Below are 16,871 nucleotides of genomic sequence, written 5' to 3'. Positions count from 1 at the left end.
AGCATCCCGTCCATGGCTCCCGCCCATCCCGGAAGCCAGCCTGAACCCCTCCTCAGAGGGGTCCCTTTTGGACGCCGATCACCCCTCCAAGGGGGTCCCTATTCCACGCCGAATCACAGCCATCGAGTCCTACGTGGCCTGGATCAGCCCCACGCGCTCGCACGCCCGGCGCTTCGCCGAACTCGTCCGCGAGGGCGGCAACGACCCCGGCTCCATCTTCGAGCACTTCTACGGGCGGATGGCCGTGGCCCGCTTCGGGCGGCTCGGGAAGTTCGACTTCCTGTGCCTGCTCGGGCGCCTGGGGCTGGCCCCGATCGCGCCGGGCCGGGCCTACCTCAAGGGCGCCACGGGACCGCTGCGCGGCGCGCGGCTGCTGTTCGGCGGCCACCCCGAGGCGCCGCTGCGGGAATCCCAGCTGGAAGACCTCCTGGTCGATCTGGACGGCGACCTCCGGGTCGGCATGCAGGTCATGGAGGACTCCCTCTGCAACTGGCAGAAGAGCCCGACCCGCTTCGTCCACTTCAAGGGCTGACGGGCCGGGCGGCCGCAGTCAGGCCAGCGCGGCGTCGATGTCCTCCCAGGCGTAGCGGCGCTTCAGGAAGTTCAGGTTGGCCGGGCCGAGCAGCGCCTGGTGCTGCATCTGCCCGACCACGATGCCGGGAGAGATGCCGACCGACGCGGCGAAGCGCAGCACGCGCTGGCTGCGCGCGCCGAGCGTGGCCATCTCCCCCTGGCGGGCTGCCGGGATCAGCGTCGTGGCCGCGAAGGCGTTGGCCTCGCGCTCCCTCTCGTCGGTCGCGGCCGCCTCGACGTCGACGAACGTGGCTGACCGCCCGTGCAGCAGCAGGTGCCCGACCTCGTGGAAGAAGGTGAACCAGAAGTGGTCCTCCGACAGGTGCCGGAAGCTGAGCACGACCATTGCCCGGTCCGGCGACACGAAGCGGGTCGCCCCGCTGGCGCGGCATCCCTGGGGCGCGCGCAGGACGACGACCGCGACGCCCGCCTCGGCACAGATGGACCGGAGCCTGGGCAGGAACTTGGAGGGCTCGCGCAGGAGCGTCAGCTTGCGGAGGCGCCCGAGGCTGGCCTCCAGCGCGTCCCGATCCCACGTCGCGCAGGACATCATGGACGCCTCAATCTCGGCCTGCCGCAGCCACGCGGACAGCGGGCCGAGGCTGGATTCGAAGGTCGGCGACGTCCGGAACGCCACGTCGGCCGCCACCTCGGCGTAGCGGCGGCGCCACTCGTCCGGGCCGGTCACGCCGAAGTAGGCGAGGCATGACCGGAGGGCCTGCGGTCGCCCGGGCGGCCGCTCGATCCAGCCACTCGACGCCATGCCGGACAGCGGGATCTGCATCAGCCAGTGGCTGGCCGTCTCGGCGGGCACCGAGTCCGCGGCCCTCGCCAGGCACCGCTCGTAGGTCGCCTGCCGCTTGCGCCAGAAGGCGGGCGTTCCGCCCACCGCTTCCGCCAGGCCGTTCGCCAAGTCGTCATCGATGGCCGTCAGGCCGGTCAGGAGGCCACGAACCTTCTCGCGGCCGCATCCGAGGCGCTCCGCCAGATCCATCGCGGACAGGCCACGGCGGGACATCAGGGAGCTGACGGTCTCGCCGGGGCGCGAGAACCAGTCGGGTTCGAAGGCTCCCTCAGTCATCCGTCCCTCCGATCTCGTCGATTCGAAACTTTGTCACCTTGCCCCAGTCCGTTGCATCCGTCGCGGCCAGGCGCGCCTTCACGTGTCCGGCAACCAGCTCCATCCGGACACCCTCCGCGAGGGGCAAGGCCCAACGATGCCCGGAGAGCACGAGCAGTTCGCTTCCGCACAGCGCCGCGAAGTCGGCGGCATTGTCGCAGGCGTCGATGTCCGCGAGGCGGCGCTCCAGCTCGAGCGCGGCCGGTTCGCCAAGCTCCGCGACGGCGCGGGCGCGCCTCTCGCAGATGTCCTTGATGCGGGCGGTCTGGTAGGCGAAATCCAAGCGCGGCGGTCTCGGCAGCTCCGTGCGGCACGACGACTCTAGCCTGAAGGCGGATTCCGCGCCAGCGGCATCCTTCACGGCTGGCGTCCCGCCACAGGCGACGGCCACCACACCGCTCCAGCCTGCGCCGAGAGACGGGCGCCGCGTGCATGGCGGCACCAGACCGCATGCGGAGGTCCTCGCCATCCGCGCCTGGACCCGGGGCCTGAGGACTCGCGGGACGCGCTGAAGGCGTGCGACACCGTCTTCAGCTGCACCGACAGCCACGAGGGGCGCGCGCTCCTGAATCGGCTTGCCTACGTCTACTCCATCCCGGTGACCGACATGGGCATCCGGGTCGACCCGCGCGGCCCGGGACTGCCGTGCGCCGCGCCGCGGGCCGGGTGACGACGTTGGCCGCGGGCAGCCAATGCCTGCTCTGCCGCGGCGTCATCGACACCTGGCGGGCGCGCGAGAGCAGATCGAGCGAGCCTCCAGCTAGGATCTGCGCAAGCGGGGAACGCGACCGTGGGGCGCCGTCCATGCTTTCCATAGGGGGGACCCGTTTTCCACAGAGGGGGTCCGCAAGCGACCTCTCATATAGGTCGGCGCAGCGGACCCCCTCTGTGGGAAACGGGGGGTTCCTGTGGGAAGCGTGGGCGGCGGAGCGCCACCCCTCAATCTAGCCCGTGAACACCTTTGCCGAACATAATCCGGGTGTGCAGGGCGATGGCGGTGCCGGGGCCAGCCAGCAGCCGGCAACAGGCGGCGCCGATGCCGCTCGCCGCGCCGGTGATGAGGTAACGCCGCTCGGCCATGCCCGGTCTCCTGCTGCCGGCCCGATCATGCGGCAGTCACCCGGCAGGCGGAAGCCGGCTCGTTCCCGCTTTGGAGTCGCAGCACGCGCCGGCGGCGTGGCGGCTGCGGAATACGTCATCCAGCGCAACCCGATCCTGATGGGCGCCGACAACTGGCCGGTGGAATGCGCGCCCTCCAAGACCATGCCGCAGGCCTCCCTGCCGGTGCATCAGATCGCGCTGGTGATCAACGGCGTCCACCTGCTGGAGAATATGAAGCTCGATGAGCTGGCGCGGCGCGGCCAGGCGGAATTCGCGCTCATGGTCCAGCCGCTGAAGGTCAAGGGCGGCTCCGGCAGCACCGTCGCGCCCTCGGCACTGTTCTGACGCGCGGTGGTGGGGGCTTTCCGGAATTCGCCCCCACCCCTACCCTCCGGCGCGCATGGCGTGGAGGAAACGAGCGTGCTGACCGTATTGGAGCCCGAGGGCCTGTATCCCGACACCGGGCTCGAGCAGCAGATCCTGGGCCCCGGCGTCCGCATCCTGCAGGGCAATGCGCGGGCGAGCCTGGCCGAGCTGCCGGACGAACTGCTGGCCGAGGTGGACGGGCTGATGACGCTGCGCATGCCGGTGCCGGCCGAGCAGATCGCGCGCTTCCCGAAGCTCAAGGTCGTGGTGCGCATGGGCGTCGGCTATGACCGCGTCGATCGCGCCGCCTGCGCCGCGCGCGGCATCACGGTGTGCAACGTGCCGGATTACGGCACGCAGGAAGTGGCGGAATTCGCGGTCCTGCTCGCGCTGTCCCTGCGCCGTGGCCTGATCCTCTACCACGACACCCAGCGCGGGCCGGACCCGGCGCCCTGGGCCGTCATGCCCTCCCCCCTGCACCGGCGGCAGGAGGTGCAGGGTTTCGGCATCCTTGGCCTCGGCCGCATCGGCAGCGCCGCGGCGCTGCGCGCCAAGGCGCTCGGCTACCGGGTGGTGTTCTACGACCCGAACCAGCCGAATGGCTGGGATCGCGCGCTCGGCATCCAGCGCGCCCGGACCATGGAGGAGCTGCTGGCGCAGTCCGACGTGCTGTCCATCCACTGCCCGCTGACCCGCGGCACGCGCGGCCTGATCGGGGAGAAGGAGCTGCGGCAATTGCCGCGCAACGCCGTGGTGGTGAACACGGCGCGCGGGCCGATCCTCGACATCGATGCGCTGGAGCGCTGCCTGCGGGACGGCCACATCGCCGGCGCGGGGCTGGACGTGATCCCGGAGGAGCCGCCGAAGGATCCGATCCCCAACCTCCTGCGCGCCTACCGCGCGCAGGAGGACTGGCTGCGCGGCCGCCTGGTCATCACCCCGCACATCGCCTTCCACACGCCGGAAGCCTGGGACGACATCCGGCTGAAGGGGATCGAGACGATGCGCGACGTGCTGGTCGAGGGACGGCGGACCAATGTGATCCTGCCGGAAAGCGACTAATGAACCTCCAGAGCGGATCGCCGGAGGCCGTGAACGACCGGAGGCGTGACTCTGCTCGGAAAACAAGGAGCACCAGCGGATGAGCGTTCAGTTCTGAACGCGATCCACTGTAGAGCGGATCGCGGAGGGGCGTGAACGCCCCGCAGCGTGAATCTGCTCTACAGACAACGGCCTACGATGGATTGGCGTTCAGTCTTGAACGCAATCCGCTGTAGGTGGCAGGCCCCCGTGTTCGTTGCGCGGCGGACCGGCGTCACGCCTGAGCTTGCGACGAAAGCGCCCGCAGGGTTCTGATGCGGTTGGGTTTACCTGGCGCATGTCATGAACCAGGCCGGCGGCCTTCCGGGCCTTGGCGCCGCGGGACGTCATGAGCCCGGCATCCCTTTGCCGCCGGCAGGACCGACCCGCGGGGGAGGAAAACCGGGCGCGGCCTTCAGCTTGGCGGCGCCGGTTTCTGTTCAGCCCCGCGGCGCGCCGCCCATCCCGGGTGCGGCCCGGGACAGGCGCCACCAGCGCCGCAGCATGAGCAGGGCAACAGCGCCGATGCCGACGGCCAGCCCGATCCAGAGACCCGTCGGCCCGAGCCCCGCCGCCTCGGCCAGGGAGAGCCCGATCGGCATCCCGAGCCCCCAATAGCCGAGCGCGGCCAGCAGCATCGGCACCCGCGTGTCCTTCAGCCCGCGCAGCGCCCCCGCCGCCACCGCCTGCACGCCATCCGCCAGCTGGAACAGCCCGGCGATGGTCAGCAGCACGGCGCCGAGCGCCGCCGCCTCCGCCGCCCGGGGGTCGGCCGCGTCCAGGAAGGCCCAGGCAACCGGCCCGGCGGAGGAGACCAGCAGCAGCGCCATCGCCGCCATGAAGCCGGCCCCCAGCGCGACCGCGACCCAGCCCGCGCGCGCCGCAGCCGGCCCCTCCCCCGCCCCGGCGAAGAGCCCGACGCGGGCGGTCGCCGCCTGGGCGATGCCCATCGGCACCATGAAGGTTGTCGCCGCCACCTGCAGCGCGATGGCATGCGCCGCGATGGCGATGGCGCCGAACCAGCCCATGGCGATGGCGGCGGCGCTGAAGACGCCGATCTCCAGCAGCATGGTGCCGCTGATCGGCAGGCCGATCCGCATCACCTCCCGCAGCTTGCTCCAGTCCGGCCGGAGACGGTCCGCCGGCCGGGGCGCCGCAGGGCGCGGAGCCCCGGATCGGCCCGCCCCGAATTCCATGCGCCCCAGCAGCCGGAACCGCCCGAGCACGCGGTCCCGCGCGATGAGCGCCAGCAGCCCCAGCACCATGAGCGTGTTGGCGAGGGAACTGGCGATGCCGGCCCCGACCACGCCGAGCCCCGGCCAGTCGCCCGCGCCGAAGACCAGCAGCCAGTCGAGCGCGGCATTCACGCCGATGGCCCCGACCGCGATCCAGAGGGCGGGCGCCGGCCGCTCCATGGCGGCTAGGAAGCCGCGCAGCACGACGAAGGCGCAGAAGGGCAGCAGCCCCCACATGAGGCAGCGGACATAGGCGCCCGCCAGCGCGGCGAGGCCGGGCTCCTGCCCCAGCGCCAGCAGCACCGCCTCGGCGAACCAGAGCAGGAGCATGGCGGGCAGCAGCATGGCGAGCGAGGCCCAGAGCGCGCTCTGCGCCCCGCGCCGCATCTGCCGCACCCAGCCGCGCCCCTCGCCCCCGGCCAGCCGCCCGGCGCCACGCGCCTGCGCCAGGATCGGCGTCGCCGCCAGGGCGGTGCCGAGGGGCGCCGCCATCACCGCCCAGTAGAGATTGGCGCCAAGCGTCGCCGCCGCCAGCGCCTCGGTCGAGAACCAGCCCAGGATGATCGCATCGGTCAGGGCCAGCGCGTGCTGGCTGAGATTGGTGAGGGCGAGCGGCCAGGCGAGGGCGAGCGTCGCGCGCGCCTCCGCCCCCCAGGCGCCGCCCTGACCCGTCCGTGTGGTGGCAACCATGCGCCGCCCTGTAGCGCGGCATGGGCAGGGCGTCCCGTGACGCTCTCGCGCAGGCGGCCGGACCGGTAAGGCAGCCGCCCCGGCCTCTGCCCACCGGTCGGGTTGCGCCGCCGGGCATCCGTGCCCCTCCGCGGCAGGCGATCGCCCGGCAGGCGGGGTCCTGCCCCGGGGGGGGCGTTCAGCGGCGCCACCGCGATCCGCGCCACGGCGGTCTGGCGTTCAGAACTGAACGCCAGACCGCCGCTGCTCCTGGTTCTTCGGGCAACGTCACGCCCCGGGTCGTTCACGCCCTCCGGCGGCCCGCCCTATGGCGGGTTGCGTTCATATCTGGACGCCTATCCGCTGTAGCTCCTTGTTTTTCGAGCAGAGTCTCGCTCCCGGGCGTTCACGCCCTCCCGCGGTCTGCTCTAGGGTGCCGGAAAGCCACAGATCCGGAGAGACGCCATGCATCGCCGCGCGCTGCTTGCGACCCCACCGGCCGCCCTCGCGGCCACTGCCATGCCCGTCGCCGCCCGGGCGCAGGCGCCGCAACTCGCCACCGAGGAATTCATGGTCCCGGCGAGGGATGCCGGGATCGAGCTGTTCGTGCGCAACAAGCGGCCGGAGAATGCCGGCGCGGCGCGGCCGGACCGCACGCTGCTCTTCGTCCATGGCGCGACCTATCCGGCGCATACCGCCTTCGACCTGCCGCTGGGCGGCCTGTCCTGGATGGACTACATCGCCGGGCGCGGCTTCGATGTCTGGTGCATGGACCTGCGGGGCTATGGCCGCAGCACGCGCCCGCCCGAGATGGCGCGGCCGGCCGCCGAGAGCCCGCCCATCGTGCGCGGCGAGACGGCGGTCGCCGACATCGCCGCGGTCGCCGACTTCATCCGCGCCCGGCACGGCCTGCCGCGGATCGTCGTCATGGGCTGGTCCTGGGGCACCTCGCTCATGGGCCGCTACGCCGCGGACAACCCGACCCTGGTGGAACGCGTGGTGCTCTTCGCGCCGCTCTGGACATTGCAGGGGCCGCCGCCGATCGGGGCGGGCGGCGGGCCGCTCGGGGCCTATCGCACCGTCACCCAGGCGGCGGCGCGGCAGCGCTGGCTGAACGGCGTGCCGCCGGAGAAGGCGGCGACGCTGATCCCGCCGGGCTGGTTCGAGCACTGGTCCGGCGTCACCTGGGCGACCGACCCGGAGGGCATGCGGCAGAACCCGCCGGCCCTGCGCGCCCCGAACGGGGTGCTGCAGGACCTGGCGGAGTACTGGGCGCCGGGGAAGGAGCCCTTCTATGATCCGGCGAAGATCCGCGCCCCGGTGCTGCTGGTGGTCGCCGAATGGGACCGCGACACGCCACCCTTCATGGCGACCACGCTCTTCCCGCTGCTGACCAACTCCCCCGGCAAACGCCTGGTGATGCTGGCGGAAGGGACCCATACCATCGTCATGGAACGCAACCGCGGCGCCCTGTTCCAGGCGGTGCAGGTCTTCCTGGAGGAAGCGATCGGCTGAGCCGGGGCGCGGCGGCACCGGTCCGGGAGTGGGGCCGGCGCCGGAGGCCGCGCAACCCACTCGGGTCTTCACCACTCCTTATCCGACCAGAAGCATCATGCGGGGCGACAATCAGCCTGTGCGGCGGTCCGGACCGGCCGCCTGAGCAAGGGAAGCGCCCGCATGGCCACGCCGCGTCACCTGGTTTCCTTCGCCGCCGTCGCGGTCATGCTGCTGGGCGGCCGTGTCGCCTCGGCCCAGAGCAACGACCCCTCCTTCCGGCTTACCAACAACAGCGCGGCCACCGTCAACGAGATCTACGTCTCCTCCTCGAACACCAATAGCTGGGGGCCTGACCGGCTCGGCGACCGCACCCTGGCCTCGGGGGGCAGCTACACCATCCGCCTGCCGGCCGGGCAGTGCGTCAACGACATCCGGGTGGTCTATGCCAATGGCCAGGCCAATGAGCGCCGGCGGGTGAACACCTGCAACCTGACCGACCTGGTCTTCCCGTAGGGCCCGGCTACCGCCAGAGGCCGCGCGCCGCCAGCCAGTCCTGCACCACCTGCGCCACGGCCCGGTTGTTGCGGTCCATCATCATGTGGCTGTTGCCGAAGATGCCCCGCTCGGGCAGCGAGACCACCTCCACGCTGCCGCCCGCCTCCCGCAGCCTGGCGTAGAAGTCGAGGCCCCGCTGGCGGATGGTGGGCCAGCGGGCGTTCTGGTCGATATGGTCGCCATAGAGCGCCAGCACCGGGATGTCCCGCAGCGCGGCCAGCGCCTCGGGCGTCGCCTCGCCGAAGCCGGAAGGCTCGATCAGCACCAGGGCACGCACCGTCCCTGGCTCGGTCTGGGCGGCCCGGAAGGCAAAGAGGCCGCCCTGGCTGTGCGCCAGCACCACCGCGGACCCGACGCGCCGCAGCAGGTCCCGGTAGGCCGCGAGTTGCGCCGCATCCGTGGTGGTCCAGCGCGGGACCACCTGGCGCATGAAATCGTCATAGGCCTCGACCGGGAACTGGCTGCCGGGCAGCGCCGTGCGGGTGCGGTAGCTGCCGGGGCCGGCGCCGATCCGGAAGCGCTCCCAGGGCCCCTCCTTGGTCAGGAAGATCGGCTCGCCCTGGAAGATCTCCGGGACCATCGCCCAGCCGGCGCGGCCGCGCTCCACCGCATCGCTCACATAGGTGGCCCAGCCGCGCCGCAGGAAATACTGCTGCCAGCCCTCCCGCCCGTCCGGCGTGCTCTCCCAGGTCACGCCTGTCAGGCCGCCGCCATGCCACATCAGCAGCGGCACCGCCCCGCGCTGTTCGGCGGGCAGGTGGTACTGCACGTACATCGCCTCGACCTGATAGGTGCCGTTGGGGTCGATGCGGGCGGACACGCCGCCGGGGACCAGCACCACCTCCCGCACCGGCCTGCCGGCCACCACCGCCTCCCGCCCGCCGACATGGAAGCTGCCCATGGCGCGGAGCGCGATCGCCGGCTCCTCCGGCGTCCGCGCGGGCGCGGCGGGCGCGGGGACGGCGGCGAGCAGGGCGGCGAGCAGCCGGTGGCGCAGCATGCGGGAGGTCCCGAATCCTCATTCCGTGGACGGTAACCTGCGCGCGCGGCGTTGACACCCCAACTGGAGGGCACAAGCTTGCGGCCCCTGCGGCGGGTGGCGTTCCTGTCCCAGCGCCATGCGCCGCAGGACATTGATTGCAGGGCAGGGTCGCGCCTCCGGGCGACCTGCTCCAGGGGAGTGAGCGCCATGGCCGGTTCCGACCAGACCAGGAAGAGTTTCAAGCTGCGCAGCCAGCGCTGGTTCGATGATCCAGAAGACCCGGGCATGACCGCGCTCTATACCGAGCGCTACCTGAATTTCGGCATGACGCGCGGGGAGTTGCAATCGGGCAAGCCGATCATCGGCATCGCCCAGACCGGCTCCGACCTCGCCCCCTGCAACCGCCACCATCTGGACCTGGCGCGGCGGGTGAAGGACGGCATCATCGCCGCCGGCGGCATCCCGCTGGAATTCCCGATCCACCCGATCCAGGAGACGGGCAAGCGGCCGACCGCGGCGCTCGACCGCAACCTCGCCTATCTCTCGCTGGTCGAGGTGCTGCACGGCTACCCGCTGGACGGCGTGGTGCTGACCACGGGCTGCGACAAGACCACGCCCGCCTGCCTGATGGGCGCGGCCACCGTGAACATCCCGGCCATCGTCCTCTCCGGCGGGCCGATGCTGGACGGGCACTATCGTGGCCAGCTCACCGGCTCCGGCACCATCGTCTGGGCGGCGCGCAAGCAGCTGGCCGCCGGCGAGATCGACTATGAGCGCTTCATGGAGCTGGTGGCGTCCAGCGCGACCAGCGTCGGCCACTGCAACACCATGGGCACGGCGCTGTCCATGAACAGCCTGGCCGAGGCGCTGGGCATGTCCCTCCCCGGCTGCGCCGCCATCCCGGGGCCGTACCGGGAGCGCGGGCAGATGGCCTATGCGACCGGCAGGCGGATCGTGGAGATGGTGCACGAGAACCTGCGCCCGTCGGACATCATGACGCGCCAGGCCTTCGAGAACGCGATCGTCACCGCCAGTGGCATCGGCGCCTCCACCAACTGCCCGCCGCACATCATCGCCATCGCCCGGCACATGGGCGTGGAGCTGAAAATCGAGGACTGGGACCGCATCGGTCACGACATCCCCCTGCTGGTGGACTGCCAGCCGGCCGGCCGCTTCCTGGGCGAGGCCTTCCACCGCGCCGGCGGCGTGCCGGCGGTGATGAAGGAGCTGCTGGCTGCGGGCAAGCTGCATGGCGGGGTGATGACGGTCACCGGCAAGCCGCTCGCCGCCAATCTGGAGAGGCTGGAGGAGCCGGACCGCGAGGTGATCCGCGCCTATGGCGCCCCGATGAAGGCGCATGCCGGCTTCGCCATCCTCTCGGGCAACATCTTCGACAACGCGGTGATGAAGGTGTCGGTCATCGACGAGACCTTCCGCCGCCGCTTCCTGAGCGAGCCGCCCGGAGTCTTCGAGGGCAAGGTCGTCGTCTTCGAGGGGCCGGAGGACTATCACGACCGGATCGAGGACCCCTCGCTCGGCATCGATGAGCGCACCGTCCTCGTCATCCGCAATTGCGGCCCGGTCGGCTATCCCGGCAGCGCGGAGGTGGTGAACATGCAGCCCCCCGCCGCGCTGATCAAGGCCGGCATGGACACCCTGCCCACCATGGGCGACGGGCGGCAGAGCGGTACCTCCGGCAGCCCCTCCATCCTCAACGTCTCGCCGGAGGCGGCGGTGGGCGGCGGCCTCGCCCTGCTGAAGTCGGGCGACCCGATCCGCATCGACCTGAACACGCGGAAGGTGGATGTGCTGATCCCGGAGGCCGAGCTGGCGGCGCGGCGCGCGGCCTGGCAGCCGCCGAAGCTGGTCAACAAGACGCCCTGGGAGGAGATCGCCCGCAGCATGGTCGGCCAGCTCGGCACCGGCGGCTGCCTGGAGCCGGCGACGATGTACCTCAATATCCTGGAGACAAGGGGCGAGAGCCGGCACAACCACTGACGGTTGCCGGCGATCAACGGGGCGAATGGCGCCCATCGGCACTTCGGATTGGCATCGAGCGGGGAAATCACCAATTCTCCACTCAAGCGGGGCGGCTATCGGGCCGCCCCATCCATGAGGTCGATGAGCATGTCGCGCATCCCGCTTGCCGCCGCTGCCCTGTTGCTGGGCCTGGCTGCGGCGCCCGCCTCCGCCCAGGCCCCCGCGCCCGAGGATTCCGCGGCGGCCCGGACCATGCAGCAGAACCAGCGCGCCTTCATCCCATCGCCGGCCCGCCCGCAGGTGGCGCAGGAACGGGCGGTGAAGGAAAGGCCGGTCGTCACCGCCCCACAGGCGATCCCCGGGCGTCGCTTCGCGCTCGCCAATGAGGGGCGCTGACCGGCCACCCCACCTCTCCCGGTAGTCCGGCACGCCGCGATCCCACCGGGGTCGCGGCGTTGCCATCTTCGCCCCCGGCGCACCGGCCAGCAGCCGGCGCCCGCGCCACGGCCGCCCGGTCCTCGGCGCCTTCCCCCGCAACGGGCGCGATGTGCCGATGCGTTCGGCAGGGGGCGGCCGCCCCGGCGACGGGCGCCCGCACGTGCCGGCGCCCGCGCGGTCGCGCCACGCCCTGCCGGATTGCCATCGGCGGCGCCTCGGATATGGCGGATGCCCCGTGCTGCGGGGACACGCCGGCATGGGGACACGCCGGCATGGCCGGCCTGCGGGTTCCTGCATCCCGTTGCCCAGCCGGGCCGGTCATTCATCACGCTGCCGCCGGCATCGCCCGCGCCGGCCCGCGGGCTGCACCGGCACCGCTTCCGGCATCTGGCCGATGCCGTCCCGGCCATGCCGGGGCGCATCGCCGCCTGACCGCCCATTGACGAGCCGGACGCCGCCGTGATGATGGCGCCCGAATCTCAGGGCGGGGACGGGCTCATGACCGGCAGGCTGCAGGGCAGGAGATGCTTCGTGACGGCGGCAGGCCAGGGCATCGGGCGCGCCACCGCCCTCGCCTATGCCGCCGAGGGCGCCAGCGTCCTCGCCACCGACCGGGATGCCGGCAAGCTCGCGGGGCTGGAAGCGGCGGGGATCGAGACCCGGGCGCTGGACGTGCTGGACGATGCCGCCGTTGCCGCCGCCATTGCCGCGGCCGGGCCGCTCGACGTGCTGTTCAACTGCGCCGGCTTCGTCCACCAGAACACCGTCGAGACCTGCACGGATGCCGAGTGGGATTTCGCCTTCGGGCTGAATGTCCGGGCGATGTGGCAGACCATCCGCGCGGCGCTGCCGGGGATGCTGGGCAAGGGTGGCGGGGCGATCGTCAACATGGCCTCCGCCTGTTCCAGCGTGAAGGGCGCGCCGAACCGCTTCGTCTATGGCACCACCAAGGCCGCGGTGATCGGACTGACCAAGTCGGTGGCCACCGACTACGTGACCCGGGGCATCCGCTGCAACGCCGTCTGCCCCGGCACGGTGGACACGCCGAGCCTCGGCGACCGCATCGCCGCCAATGCCGCGGCGGCCGGCGGGCTGGAAGCGGCGCGGGGCGCCTTCGTCGCGCGCCAGGCCATGGGCAGGCTGGCAACGGCCGAGGAGATCGCGGCGCTCGTCCTCTATCTCTCCGCGCCCGAGAGCACTTTCGTCACCGGCCAGGCCATCGTCATCGACGGCGGCTGGACGCTTTAGTTGCCGCCGACGCAGGTAGCCGCCACACCAACCCTACCTGCATCGGCGGTTTCCCATTCCAGGAGACCGATCCATGAAGCTGCTTCGCTACGGCCCTGCCGGCCAGGAGAAACCCGGTCTGCTCGACGCCTCGGGCACCATCCGCGACCTCTCGGGCGTGGTGCCCGACATTGCCGGCGAGACCCTCTCGCCCGCGGGTCTGGCCAAGCTCGCTGCGCTCGATCCCGCCTCGCTGCCGGCCGTCGGCGGCAATCCGCGCATCGGCCCGCCGACCGCCGGCATGAAGAACCTGGTCTGCATCGGCCTGAACTATGCCGACCACGCGGCCGAGACCGGCGCGCCGGTGCCGAAGGAGCCGATCGTCTTCCTGAAGTCGCTCGGCGCCCTCTGCGGCCCGAACGATGACGTCATCATCCCGAAGAACAGCGTGAAGACCGATTGGGAGGTCGAGCTCTGCATCATCATCGGGACCAGGGCCAAATGCGTGTCGGAGGACCAGGCGCTGGAGCATGTCGCGGGCTATGCCGTCGGCAATGACGTGTCCGAGCGGGAGTGGCAGATCGAGCGCGGCGGCAGCTGGGACAAGGGCAAGGGCTGCGACACCTTCGGACCCGTCGGCCCCTGGCTGGTGACGAAGGACGAGGTGCCGGATCCGCAGAACCTCTCGATGTTCCTCGAGGTGGACGGCAAGCGGATGCAGAACGGCTCCACCCGCACGATGATCTTCGGCGTGAAGGAGATCGTCTCCTATGTCTCGCACATGATCACGCTGCACCCGGGCGACGTGATCTTCACCGGCACGCCGCCCGGCGTCGGCCTCGGCATGAAGCCGCCGGTCTTCCTCAAGGCGGGCCAGACCATGAAGCTCGGCATCGAGGGGCTGGGCGAGCAGACGCAGCGGACCATCGCCTACAAGGAGTAGATCGGCCGCCGCTTCTTGCGCCCTGGTTTGACCATCCGGACCCGGTTTGTTACGACCGGCGATGGGGACGGGGCGCGAGGGGGTGCCGGCCACCTGCCCCGCATCCGGGCTTCGGCACCCCACAGGGCACCAGATCGTCATGCGGAATTCCGCTCCCCGCGCCGCGGCCGTCCTCCTGGCCGGGGCCCTGGCCCTCGGCGGCTGCCAGGCCGCCGATGCCGTCATCAACAACAGCACGCTCAACGTGCAGACGCAGATGAGCGAGTCGGTCTTCCTCGACCCCGCGCCGTCGAACATGAAGACCGTCTATGTCAGCGTCCGCAACACCTCCGATCGGCCGGAGGTGGATTTCCGCGCGCCGCTCATGCAAGCGATCTCGGCCCGCGGCTACCGCGTGGTCGATGACCCGAACCAGGCGCATTTCATGCTGCGGGCCAATGTCCTGCAGGTCGGCCCGGTGAAGGAGCAGGATCGCGGCGCCCTGCTCTCCGCGAAATATGGCGAGCCGCTGCTGGCCGGTGCCGCCGTCGGCGGTCTCACCTCCGCTTTCGGCGGCGGCAGCAATGCGGCGCTGGGCGTGGGCCTCGGGGTGGCCGCGGGCGCCTATCTCGCCAACCAGCTCGTCAGGAACGTGACCTACGCCGTGGTCACGGACATCCAGCTCTCCGAACGCCCGCGCCGCGGCGCGGTGGTCAACCAGCGCACCACGACCGTTGCCGCGCAGGGCAATTCCTCGGTCACCACCGCGGCGGGCCCCAACAGCCGCTTCTCCGGCGCCGCCTTCTCCAGCGGGACGACCAATGCCCGCGTCCGCTCGCAGGATGTCTTCGAACGCGCCGATTTTAAGCAGTACCAGCTCCGCTCCATCGCCTATGCGGAAAAGGTGAATCTGCAGTTCGAGGAAGCGGTGCCGGTGCTGGTCCAGCGCCTGGCCGGCACGCTCAGCAACCTGTTCGAATAGGGCAGAGAGCGGAGGGGCGTGGACGCCCGGGAACGTGAAGCCGCCCGCTGTACGGAAAGACCTACAGCGGGTTGGCATCCGGTTCTGAACGCAATCCGCTGCAGGAGTGACGGCATGGCGCAAGCACCCATCCTGTTGATCTTCGACTTCCCGGCCCGTCCGCCCGGCGGGCCGGAGCAGGAAGCGGCGCTGCGCGCGCTGGCCGGGAGCATCGCCGAGGAGCCCGGCCTGCTCTGGAAGATCTGGACGGAAAGCAGGGCGGAGGGCCGCGCCGGCGGGGTCTATCTGTTCGAGAACCGGGCAGCGGCCGAGGCCTATCACCGCATGCATGCGGAACGGCTCGGCCGCCTGGGCATCACGGGGATCGAGGCGACCTACCGCGAGATCAACGCGCCGCTCTCGCGCATCGACCGGGCGCCGATCCCGGGCTGACGCCCGGGCGGCGCGCCGGCCGGCCCTGCCCTACATCGTTGCCCCAAGGACCCAGGGCGCGAATTCCGCCGCGCCGCAGTCGAATTGCTCGCTCTTCGTCCGCTGGCCGCTGGCGGTCGCCAGCATGAGCTGGAAGATGCGCTCGCCCACCTGCTGCACGCTCTCCTCGCCGGTCAGGATGGGGCCGCAATTGACATCCATGTCGTCCTCCATCCGCTGGTACATCGGCGTGTTGGTCGCCAGCTTGATGGAGGGCGTCGGCTTGCAGCCGAAGACGCTGCCGCGGCCGGTGGTGAAGCAGAGCAGGTTGGCCCCGCCCGCGACCTGGCCCGTGGCGCCCACCGGGTCGTAGCCCGGCGTGTCCATGAAGACGAAGCCCTTGGCCGTCACCGGCTCCGCATAGCGCACGACATCCACGAGGTTGGTGGAGCCCGCCTTGGCCATGGCGCCGAGCGACTTCTCCAGGATCGTCGTGAGCCCGCCGAGCTTGTTGCCGGGGGACGGGTTGGCGTCCATCTCGGCGCCTTCGCGCGCGGTGTAGTCCTCCCACCACTTCATCACATCGACCAGCTTCTGCCCGACCTCGGCGGAGACGGCGCGGCGGGTCAGCAGGTGCTCGGCGCCGTAGGTCTCCGGCGACTCGCTCAGGATCACCGTGCCGCCATGCCGCACCACCAGATCGCTGGCCGCGCCGAGCGCCGGGTTGGCGGTGATGCCGGAATAGCCGTCCGAGCCGCCGCATTGCAGGGCGACGCAGAGCTCGCTCGCCGGCACCGTCTGGCGCGTGACCTTGTTGGCCTCCTCCAGCACCTCGCGCACGAAGGCGATGCCGGCCTCGACGGTCTTCCGCGTGCCGCCCATCTCCTGGATGTCCATGTTGCGCAGCCGCCCCGACAGGCGCTGCTCATCCAGCAGCCCGCCGATCTGGTTCACCTCGCAGCCGAGGCCGATGGCGATGACATGCGAGAAGTTGGCGTGCCGCGCGAAGCCGCCGAGGGTGCGGCGGAGCAGCGTCAGCGGCTCGCCCTGGGTCATGCCGCAGCCGGTCTTGTGGGTCAGCGCCACCACGCCGTCCACATTCGGCCAGGGCGCCAGCGGGTCCTCCCCGGTCAGCGGGTTGCGGCGGAAAGCGAGCGCGATCAGCTCCGCCACATGCGCCGAGCAGTTCACCGAGGTGATGATGCCGATGTAGTTGCGCGTAGCCACGCGCCCATCGGCGCGGAGGATGCCCTGGAAGGTGGCGGGCACCGGCACCGGCTCGGTCGGGCGGGCATCCACGCCGAAGGCGTAGTCGCGGGAGAAGTCGCCCATGCCCAGGTTGTGGCTGTGCACCCACTGTCCCGGCAGGATCTCCTCCGTCGCGAAGCCGATGATCTGGCCGTAGCGCCGCACCGGCTCGCCCTTCGCATGCCTGCGCACCGCGATCTTGTGGCCGGCCGGGATGCGGGCGGCGGCGGCGATGCCGGCGCCCACCGGCGTGCCCGGCGGCAGCACCTGGCGGGCGATGACGACGCCGTCCTCGGGGTTCAGGCGGATCACGGGCGGCTGGGTGACGGCATCCATGGAGTATCTCCCTCTCGGCGCGCATCCTATAGCGCGTCGCAGCCCGGTTGGGACTGCGGCGCACCACAGGTCCTTGCCTTACGGGCAGAGTCGGGCCTGCGGGCCGCTCGGCCCTCCACCGCGGCCGCTGCCGGGCGGGGCGCCGCCTC

Annotated in this window: 17 protein-coding genes; 11 read left to right on the top strand and 6 right to left on the bottom strand. The window is 71.4% G+C overall.

Going from position 1 to position 16,871, the window contains the following annotated elements:
* Positions 1-67: 67 nt before the first annotated feature.
* The gene (locus LHA35_RS23235) at positions 68-532 is read left to right on the top strand and encodes an alpha-glutamyl/putrescinyl thymine pyrophosphorylase clade 3 protein (protein ID WP_226612773.1); all 465 of its coding nucleotides are present in this window, start codon (positions 68-70) and stop codon (positions 530-532) included.
* Between the two features lie 18 nt (positions 533-550).
* On the opposite strand, the gene LHA35_RS23230 is transcribed toward LHA35_RS23235, so the two are convergent.
* From LHA35_RS23230 to LHA35_RS23220, 3 genes are all read right to left on the bottom strand, one after another.
* Positions 551-1,654, bottom strand: a complete 1,104-nt coding sequence (locus LHA35_RS23230) for an ImmA/IrrE family metallo-endopeptidase (RefSeq protein ID WP_226612764.1) — start codon at positions 1,652-1,654, stop codon at positions 551-553.
* Complete coding sequence (locus tag LHA35_RS23225; RefSeq protein WP_226612761.1) at positions 1,647-1,976, bottom strand: hypothetical protein; 330 nt, start codon at positions 1,974-1,976, stop codon at positions 1,647-1,649. The genes LHA35_RS23230 and LHA35_RS23225 overlap by 8 nt, the downstream gene beginning before the upstream one ends.
* A gap of 656 nt (positions 1,977-2,632) precedes the next feature.
* A complete protein-coding gene (locus LHA35_RS23220; protein ID WP_226612759.1) occupies positions 2,633-2,773 on the bottom strand; it encodes a hypothetical protein in 141 nt (46 codons plus the stop codon).
* A gap of 96 nt (positions 2,774-2,869) precedes the next feature.
* Between LHA35_RS23220 and LHA35_RS23215 the strand changes: the two genes are divergently transcribed.
* Positions 2,870-3,139 (top strand): hypothetical protein, encoded by a 270-nt coding sequence (locus LHA35_RS23215; protein WP_226612757.1) that lies wholly within the window; start codon positions 2,870-2,872, stop codon positions 3,137-3,139.
* 75 nt (positions 3,140-3,214) lie between these two features.
* A complete protein-coding gene (locus LHA35_RS23210; RefSeq protein WP_226612755.1) occupies positions 3,215-4,222 on the top strand; it encodes a C-terminal binding protein in 1,008 nt (335 codons plus the stop codon).
* 458 nt (positions 4,223-4,680) lie between these two features.
* Here LHA35_RS23210 and LHA35_RS23205 read toward each other — a convergent pair whose 3' ends face one another.
* Positions 4,681-6,165, bottom strand: a complete 1,485-nt coding sequence (locus tag LHA35_RS23205) for an MATE family efflux transporter (protein ID WP_226612752.1) — start codon at positions 6,163-6,165, stop codon at positions 4,681-4,683.
* A 498-nt stretch (positions 6,166-6,663) separates the two neighbouring features.
* Here LHA35_RS23205 and LHA35_RS23200 point away from each other — a divergent pair, with 498 nt between their 5' ends.
* Positions 6,664-7,659 carry an alpha/beta hydrolase gene (locus tag LHA35_RS23200; RefSeq protein WP_226612749.1) on the top strand — a complete coding sequence of 332 codons (996 nt, stop codon included), beginning with the start codon at positions 6,664-6,666 and terminating at the stop codon, positions 7,657-7,659.
* A 162-nt stretch (positions 7,660-7,821) separates the two neighbouring features.
* The gene (locus tag LHA35_RS23195; RefSeq protein ID WP_226612744.1) at positions 7,822-8,154 is read left to right on the top strand and encodes a hypothetical protein; all 333 of its coding nucleotides are present in this window, start codon (positions 7,822-7,824) and stop codon (positions 8,152-8,154) included.
* Positions 8,155-8,161: 7 nt separating this feature from the next.
* Here LHA35_RS23195 and LHA35_RS23190 read toward each other — a convergent pair whose 3' ends face one another.
* Positions 8,162-9,196: an alpha/beta hydrolase family protein gene (locus tag LHA35_RS23190; RefSeq protein WP_226612741.1), complete on the bottom strand. Its 1,035-nt coding sequence runs from the start codon at positions 9,194-9,196 to the stop codon at positions 8,162-8,164.
* Positions 9,197-9,385: 189 nt separating this feature from the next.
* Between LHA35_RS23190 and LHA35_RS23185 the strand changes: the two genes are divergently transcribed.
* The 6 genes from LHA35_RS23185 (at position 9,386) to LHA35_RS23160 (ending at position 15,159) form a co-directional block, all read left to right on the top strand.
* Positions 9,386-11,176: an IlvD/Edd family dehydratase gene (locus tag LHA35_RS23185; RefSeq protein ID WP_226612739.1), complete on the top strand. Its 1,791-nt coding sequence runs from the start codon at positions 9,386-9,388 to the stop codon at positions 11,174-11,176.
* Positions 11,177-11,305: 129 nt separating this feature from the next.
* Positions 11,306-11,554: a hypothetical protein gene (locus LHA35_RS23180; RefSeq protein WP_226612736.1), complete on the top strand. Its 249-nt coding sequence runs from the start codon at positions 11,306-11,308 to the stop codon at positions 11,552-11,554.
* A 540-nt stretch (positions 11,555-12,094) separates the two neighbouring features.
* On the top strand, positions 12,095-12,844 hold the full coding sequence (locus LHA35_RS23175; protein WP_226612735.1) for an SDR family oxidoreductase: 750 nt from the start codon (positions 12,095-12,097) through the stop codon (positions 12,842-12,844).
* A gap of 73 nt (positions 12,845-12,917) precedes the next feature.
* Complete coding sequence (locus tag LHA35_RS23170) at positions 12,918-13,766, top strand: fumarylacetoacetate hydrolase family protein (protein ID WP_226612732.1); 849 nt, start codon at positions 12,918-12,920, stop codon at positions 13,764-13,766.
* A 139-nt stretch (positions 13,767-13,905) separates the two neighbouring features.
* Positions 13,906-14,727 (top strand): complement resistance protein TraT, encoded by an 822-nt coding sequence (locus LHA35_RS23165; protein WP_226612731.1) that lies wholly within the window; start codon positions 13,906-13,908, stop codon positions 14,725-14,727.
* Positions 14,728-14,841: 114 nt separating this feature from the next.
* Positions 14,842-15,159, top strand: a complete 318-nt coding sequence (locus LHA35_RS23160; protein ID WP_226612727.1) for a monooxygenase — start codon at positions 14,842-14,844, stop codon at positions 15,157-15,159.
* A gap of 30 nt (positions 15,160-15,189) precedes the next feature.
* On the opposite strand, the gene LHA35_RS23155 is transcribed toward LHA35_RS23160, so the two are convergent.
* Positions 15,190-16,722, bottom strand: a complete 1,533-nt coding sequence (locus LHA35_RS23155; RefSeq protein ID WP_226612722.1) for a UxaA family hydrolase — start codon at positions 16,720-16,722, stop codon at positions 15,190-15,192.
* Positions 16,723-16,871: the final 149 nt, after the last annotated feature.

Source organism: Roseicella aerolata, assembly GCF_020523605.1.
Taxonomy (GTDB): Bacteria; Pseudomonadota; Alphaproteobacteria; order Acetobacterales; family Acetobacteraceae; genus Paracraurococcus; species Paracraurococcus aerolatus.
The sequence above is the reverse complement of the archived record's forward strand: the minus strand, read 5'-3'. Positions and strand labels throughout refer to the sequence as shown.

What these genes read in the sequence shown, in the direction of transcription:
- LHA35_RS23230 (WP_226612764.1), bottom strand. Translation starts at nt 1,654, where the DNA reads ATGACTGAGGGAGCCTTCGAACCCGACTGGTTCTCGCGCCCCGGCGAG.
- LHA35_RS23220 (WP_226612759.1), bottom strand. Translation starts at nt 2,773, where the DNA reads ATGGCCGAGCGGCGTTACCTCATCACCGGCGCGGCGAGCGGCATCGGC.
- LHA35_RS23205 (WP_226612752.1), bottom strand. Translation starts at nt 6,165, where the DNA reads ATGGTTGCCACCACACGGACGGGTCAGGGCGGCGCCTGGGGGGCGGAG.
- LHA35_RS23200 (WP_226612749.1), top strand. Translation starts at nt 6,664, where the DNA reads ATGCCCGTCGCCGCCCGGGCGCAGGCGCCGCAACTCGCCACCGAGGAA.
- LHA35_RS23195 (WP_226612744.1), top strand. Translation starts at nt 7,822, where the DNA reads ATGGCCACGCCGCGTCACCTGGTTTCCTTCGCCGCCGTCGCGGTCATG.
- LHA35_RS23190 (WP_226612741.1), bottom strand. Translation starts at nt 9,196, where the DNA reads ATGCTGCGCCACCGGCTGCTCGCCGCCCTGCTCGCCGCCGTCCCCGCG.
- LHA35_RS23185 (WP_226612739.1), top strand. Translation starts at nt 9,386, where the DNA reads ATGGCCGGTTCCGACCAGACCAGGAAGAGTTTCAAGCTGCGCAGCCAG.
- LHA35_RS23180 (WP_226612736.1), top strand. Translation starts at nt 11,306, where the DNA reads ATGTCGCGCATCCCGCTTGCCGCCGCTGCCCTGTTGCTGGGCCTGGCT.
- LHA35_RS23175 (WP_226612735.1), top strand. Translation starts at nt 12,095, where the DNA reads ATGACCGGCAGGCTGCAGGGCAGGAGATGCTTCGTGACGGCGGCAGGC.
- LHA35_RS23170 (WP_226612732.1), top strand. Translation starts at nt 12,918, where the DNA reads ATGAAGCTGCTTCGCTACGGCCCTGCCGGCCAGGAGAAACCCGGTCTG.
- LHA35_RS23165 (WP_226612731.1), top strand. Translation starts at nt 13,906, where the DNA reads ATGCGGAATTCCGCTCCCCGCGCCGCGGCCGTCCTCCTGGCCGGGGCC.
- LHA35_RS23160 (WP_226612727.1), top strand. Translation starts at nt 14,842, where the DNA reads ATGGCGCAAGCACCCATCCTGTTGATCTTCGACTTCCCGGCCCGTCCG.
- LHA35_RS23155 (WP_226612722.1), bottom strand. Translation starts at nt 16,722, where the DNA reads ATGGATGCCGTCACCCAGCCGCCCGTGATCCGCCTGAACCCCGAGGAC.